Raw genomic sequence first — 6,000 nt, forward strand, 5'->3', positions numbered from 1 at the left:
CCAGTGGCTCACCTTTTACGGCTTTAATGCTTTATATAATAAAAACAACTACAAACCTAAAGCCTTTCTTGAAAAATACCAATTGCACTCTCCATAAAATTGGTACTACATCCGTCACCAAATTAGCGAACCCTTATTATGACCATAATTAATAATACCCAATACCGTAAACCTCTACCGGGCTCAAATGTCGACTACTACGATACACAAGAAGCCGTTGACGCAATCAAGCCAGGTGCATACGCCACGCTACCTTATTCATCACGTGTATTTGCCGAAAACCTAGTACGCCGATGCGATCCTGCCATGTTAACAGATGCACTTAACCAGCTAATTGAGCGAAAGCAAGATTTAGATTTTCCGTGGTATCCGGCGCGTGTGGTCTGCCACGATATTTTAGGGCAAACAGCGCTTGTTGATTTAGCAGGTTTGCGTGATGCAATTGCAGGCAAAGGCGGCGACCCAGCAAAAGTGAATCCGGTAGTACCCACGCAGTTAATTGTTGACCATTCGTTAGCGGTAGAGCATGCCGGTTTTGATCCTGATGCATTTGAAAAAAATCGCGCCATTGAAGACAGACGAAATGACGACCGTTTTCACTTTATAAATTGGACTAAAACTGCGTTTAAAAATATCGACGTGATCCCGCCTGGTAACGGCATTATGCATCAAATTAATCTTGAGAAAATGTCGCCGGTTATTCAAAATCGAGATGGCATTGCATTTCCAGATACACTAGTAGGTACCGACAGTCACACACCACATGTTGATGCACTGGGCGTTATTGCTGTGGGCGTAGGCGGGCTTGAAGCTGAAAGCGTAATGCTTGGCCGCGCTTCTTATATTCGTTTACCTGATATTGTAGGTGTTGAGCTTACAGGCAAACGCCAACCAGGTATTACCGCAACCGATATTGTACTGGCTATTACAGAGTTTTTACGTGAGCAACGTGTTGTATCTACTTATTTAGAATTTTACGGTGAAGGTGCTGACGCGCTTACACTTGGGGACAGAGCAACAATTTCGAACATGACACCAGAATTTGGCGCAACTGCAGCCATGTTTTATATCGATGATAAAACAATAGATTACTTGCGTTTAACAGGCCGTGAAGAAGATCAAATTGCCCTTGTAGAAAATTACGCAAAAACAGCAGGCCTTTGGAGCGATAGCTTAAAAACCGCAAAATACGAGCGTGTGCTTACGTTTGATTTATCAAGCGTGGGGCGCAATATTGCAGGTCCATCTAATCCGCACCGCCGTGTATCAACCAGTGATTTAGCTAAAGAAGGTATTTCGGGCGTTGTTGAAAATGAAGAAGGCTTAATGCCTGACGGCGCGTGTATTATTGCGGCTATTACTAGCTGTACTAATACCAGTAACCCACGCAATGTAATTGCCGCTGCACTACTTGCGCGTAACGCAAATGCTAAGGGATTAATGCGTAAACCTTGGGTTAAAACTTCACTCGCACCGGGTTCAAAAGCGGTGCAATCATACCTTGAAGATGCAAACCTACTAACAGAGCTTGAGCAACTTGGCTTTGGTATTGTGGGCTTTGCGTGTACTACCTGTAATGGTATGAGCGGTGCCCTTGACCCTGTTATTCAAAAAGAAGTAATCGATCGCGATTTATACACTACAGCGGTGCTTTCGGGCAATCGTAACTTTGATGGGCGAATTCATCCTTATGCTAAGCAAGCATTTTTAGCGTCACCTCCTTTAGTTGTTGCTTACGCCATTGCAGGTACTATTCGCTTTGATATTGAAAAAGGGATACTAGGGCAAGATCAACAAGGCAACGATATTACGCTTAAAGATTTATGGCCATCAGATGAAGAGATTGATGCAGTAATTAAGCAAAGCGTTAAGCCAGAGCAGTTTAGAAAAGTGTACGAGCCGATGTTTAATTTAACCGTAGATTACGGTGAAGATAACGACCCACTTTACGACTGGCGCCCAGAAAGTACGTATATTCGTCGCCCTCCTTATTGGGAAGGTGCACTTGCGGGTGAGCGCACAATGACTGGTATGCGTGCGCTTGCAGTACTTGGCGACAACATTACAACCGATCACCTATCGCCATCAAACGCGATTATGGCAAGCAGTGCCGCTGGCGAATACCTAACTAAAATGAACGTACCAGAGGAAGATTACAACTCGTATGCCACTCACCGAGGCGATCATTTAACAGCGCAGCGCGCAACATTTGCAAACCCAAAACTACTAAACGAAATGGTGCTTGACGAAAACGGCGAGGTTAAGCAAGGTTCATACGCACGCCTAGAGCCACAAGGTACTAATACTCGTATGTGGGAAGCAATCGAAGCCTACATGGAGCGTAAACAACCACTTATTATTGTAGCCGGTGCCGATTACGGGCAAGGTTCGTCGCGCGATTGGGCAGCAAAAGGCGTAAGGCTTGCAGGCGTTGAAGTAATAGCAGCTGAGGGCTTTGAGCGTATTCATCGTACTAACTTAATTGGTATGGGTGTTTTACCGCTTGAGTTTAAAACGGGTACAACCCGTAAAACGCTCAAGCTTGATGGCAGCGAAACGTACGATGTAGCGGGCGATTTAAAACCAGGTGCCACCGTTAATTTAAGTATTACCCGTAAAGATGGTGAAGTACTCACTGTGCCAATGAAGTGCCGTATTGATACCCAAGAAGAGCTTTCTATTTACGCGGCTGGTGGTGTGTTACAGCGCTTTGCACAAGATTTTTTAGAAGCAACGCAATCTGCATAAGGGCAAACATTATGTTTAAACCGCAAGTTAAAGTGCCTGCAACCTATATGCGTGGCGGCACTAGTAAAGGTGTGTTTTTTAATTTAACTGATTTACCAAAGCCTGCTCAAGTAGCAGGCGAGGCGAGGGATAATTTATTACTGCGTGTTATTGGCAGCCCCGATCCGTATGCTAAGCAAACGGATGGCATGGGCGGCGCTACATCAAGTACCAGTAAAACAGTTATTTTAAGTAAAAGTGAGCAAGCCGACCACGATGTTGATTACTTATTTGGTCAAGTGGCAATAGATAAACCTTTTGTGGATTGGAGCGGTAATTGCGGCAACTTAACGTCAGCAGTAGGTGCCTTTGCCATTAGTAATGGTTTAGTCGATAAAAGCAGAGTACCTAATAACGGTGTTGCTATTGTGCGTGTGTGGCAGGCTAATATTAAAAAAAGCATATTAGTGCATGTCCCTATGACCAATGGCGTAGTGCAAGAAACCGGTGACTTTGAGCTCGATGGCGTTACCTTTCCTGCCGCTGAAGTAAAACTTGAGTTTATTGACCCTGCTGATGGCGATGGCGCGTTATTTCCAACCGGTAATGTAGTTGATGACTTAGAGGTGCCGGGTGTGGGTACGTTAAAAGCCACGATGATAAATGCAGGTATTCCTACTGTATTTATTAACGCCGCTGATATTGGCTATACAGGCACAGAGCTGCAAGACGATATAAATAATGATGTTGCTGCACTTGAAAAGCTCGAAACCATTCGTGCTTACGGCGCCGTTAAAATGGGCTTAATCACTAACATTAATGAAGCGCAAGCTCGCCAACATACGCCAAAGGTTGCATTTGTTGCAGCGCCTTTAGACTATACAGCGTCTAGCGGTAAGCTTATTGAGGCTGCCAGCATTAACTTACTCGTGCGCGCTATGTCGATGGGTAAACTGCATCATGCCATGATGGGCACAGCCGCTGTTGCTATTGGCACTGCTGCTGCAATCGAAGGCACACTCGTAAATATAGCCGCAGGTGGCGGTGCATTAAGTGAAGTTAACTTTGGTCATCCGTCAGGCACGCTAAAAGTAGGTGCTGAGGCTAAAAATAATGCAGGTAATTGGCAAGTTATTAAAGCAAGTATGAGTCGCAGTGCACGTGTACTAATGGAAGGGGTTGTAAGAGTCCCTCAGTAGTTCTTAATTAATAACTATCTTACAGCCATCGCATAAGTATTATGATTAATTTGCAGCATCAAAATGCTTATGCGCTTTCTTTATTGTTAAAACTAATAATAAAACAGCACTAATTCATAGTGCCTGAATCGAGGTAGTTGCCGATCCCAAGGGTAAACATCCAAAGCCCCCATAAACTGTGCTCAATAACGCACACAAAGGTTGAGCGGCTTTGTGCGTAGGTATAAGCAAACAGTAAGCCACCTAAAAATGCTAAACCTACTGCAATCCAATTTGCATATACAATATGCGCCAACGCAAATACACTAGCACTAACTATAATGCGCACGGCTTTTTTGGGCATAATTCGTTTATAACGATGAAAAAAGTACGTTCTGAATATTAACTCCTGGGGAATAACCGACAGTATTGGATACAGCACCAACAGTAAAAGCCAATCATTAAACGAGTTGCGGGGTAGGGTAAACCAGTTACCTTGATGAATAATCCCGTAAAACATCCCCGAAAACAGCGCACCTAAAAAAAAGAAACTAAACAAACGCTTTTTAACCGCAGAAAATTGCCCAAGGCTTGTGAGTCTAAAACGCTTAAAATGAGGATCGCTAAGAAGCAACATACAACACACACTCATAAGTATAATAAGCGCAGGAATAAGCCAATTAGCTAAATGCTCGCGCAATCCAAAGCCCAATAAGGGTAGCAATACAAAAATGAGGGTAAATTCAAACCAGCGATATTGATTGGCGTTCAAGGTCGTCTCAACTTACTTTTTTTAATAAGCTATCAAGCTAAGACGACACTTTTATGACGAGGGGGCTTACTTTGCGGGTTCTTCTTCACTAGGGAGGTATTTGTACAAGGCAATAATAGTGGCAAAAATACTCACAAAGGTAATACCCATCAAGCCAAACACTTTAAAGTTAACCCAAAAGTCGAGCGAAAAATTATACGCTATGTATATATTGAGTGCTGCAATACCCGCTGTAATTGCTACCCACATGAGGTTGAGCTTATTCCATAAAGGCTCAGGTACAACAATAGCTTGTTTTGTATCATTAGCATTTTCGAGGATTGAGCTAAGCGCTTTTTTAACGAGATTTTTCTTAAGTGCATAACGGCTAACAAGTAGCGTTAAGCTTAAACCTGCGTATATCAGCGTTGCTTTCCATTTTATGTATTGCTCATCATGAAGTACCAGCGTTAACGTACCAAACACAGCAGCAATGCCAAAAAATATCCAATGACGAGTAGGCACAGAGCCATGTTTAAAGTAGCTATAAGCAACTTGAATGAGCGTAGTGGCCATTAATAAACCGGTAGCCCAGTAAATATCGACTAGCTTAAAAACTGCAAAAAACAGTATGAGTGGGATGTATTCAATTAATGCGTGCATAGCTTACCTAAATTATACAAAAAAGAGTCAAAGGCTTTTTACCACATAAAGCTTAGCAACTACAAGGTTGACTTGTTGCCCTGTAACCCTTAGCCTGCGTGGCTTTATTGCCAATTTGGTTTGGTATTTTTTATATCATCATATTCCCACGCTTAACCAACACTGATTTAGCGTGTATTTAGGGGCCTAAAATGAATAAAGCAGAACTCGTTACTGCCATTGCAGATAAAAGTGAATTAACAAAAAAAGATGCTCAAGCAGCGCTTTCAAGTTTACAAAAAGTAATTACCAAATCGCTTTCTGAGGGTGATCAGGTTCAAATTAGTGGATTTGGTACGTTTGCACTAAGTTACTATCCAGCGCGTACCGGTCGTAATCCACAAACAGGGGCTGCAATTGAAATAGAAGGCGCAAACAAAGCGGTTTTTAAACCGGCTAAAGCGTTAAAAGATCTATTTTAAATAGCATTACTTAGCTTGGTCGTTTGCTGAGCTTGATTGAAGTTATTAAATATATTATTCAACATACAAATTATGGGTTTTGCCCATCACGCCAACAAGTTGCGCGTCTACAAGTTAAACCCATATCTACACCTTGGTTGTAGATACCATCTCTCATTTTAAGCTTCAAGGTCGTATTTAACTTTCTTGGAGCTTAAACGCTTCTTGGTTTTTTATTACA

5 protein-coding genes are annotated in these 6,000 nt (G+C 42.6%); 3 read left to right on the plus strand and 2 right to left on the minus strand.

Annotation, left to right across the window (positions count from 1 at the left end; all coding sequences use genetic code 11):
- Positions 1-138 precede the first annotated feature (138 nt).
- Complete coding sequence (gene acnD, locus GQR55_RS16300; protein ID WP_166421430.1) at positions 139-2,748, plus strand: Fe/S-dependent 2-methylisocitrate dehydratase AcnD; 2,610 nt, start codon at positions 139-141, stop codon at positions 2,746-2,748.
- 11 nt (positions 2,749-2,759) lie between these two features.
- Positions 2,760-3,926, plus strand: a complete 1,167-nt coding sequence (prpF, locus tag GQR55_RS16305; protein ID WP_166421431.1) for a 2-methylaconitate cis-trans isomerase PrpF — start codon at positions 2,760-2,762, stop codon at positions 3,924-3,926.
- 109 nt (positions 3,927-4,035) lie between these two features.
- Here prpF and GQR55_RS16310 read toward each other — a convergent pair whose 3' ends face one another.
- Complete coding sequence (locus GQR55_RS16310) at positions 4,036-4,677, minus strand: CPBP family intramembrane glutamic endopeptidase (RefSeq protein WP_166421432.1); 642 nt, start codon at positions 4,675-4,677, stop codon at positions 4,036-4,038.
- Between the two features lie 66 nt (positions 4,678-4,743).
- Positions 4,744-5,319 (minus strand): inner membrane-spanning protein YciB, encoded by a 576-nt coding sequence (locus GQR55_RS16315; RefSeq protein ID WP_166421433.1) that lies wholly within the window; start codon positions 5,317-5,319, stop codon positions 4,744-4,746.
- Positions 5,320-5,510: 191 nt separating this feature from the next.
- Between GQR55_RS16315 and GQR55_RS16320 the strand changes: the two genes are divergently transcribed.
- Complete coding sequence (locus GQR55_RS16320) at positions 5,511-5,780, plus strand: HU family DNA-binding protein (protein WP_166421434.1); 270 nt, start codon at positions 5,511-5,513, stop codon at positions 5,778-5,780.
- The last annotated feature ends 220 nt before the right edge of the window (positions 5,781-6,000 follow it).

Origin of the sequence: Pseudoalteromonas sp. Z1A8 (assembly GCF_011378855.1) — a bacterium.
Classification (GTDB): domain Bacteria; phylum Pseudomonadota; class Gammaproteobacteria; order Enterobacterales; family Alteromonadaceae; genus Pseudoalteromonas.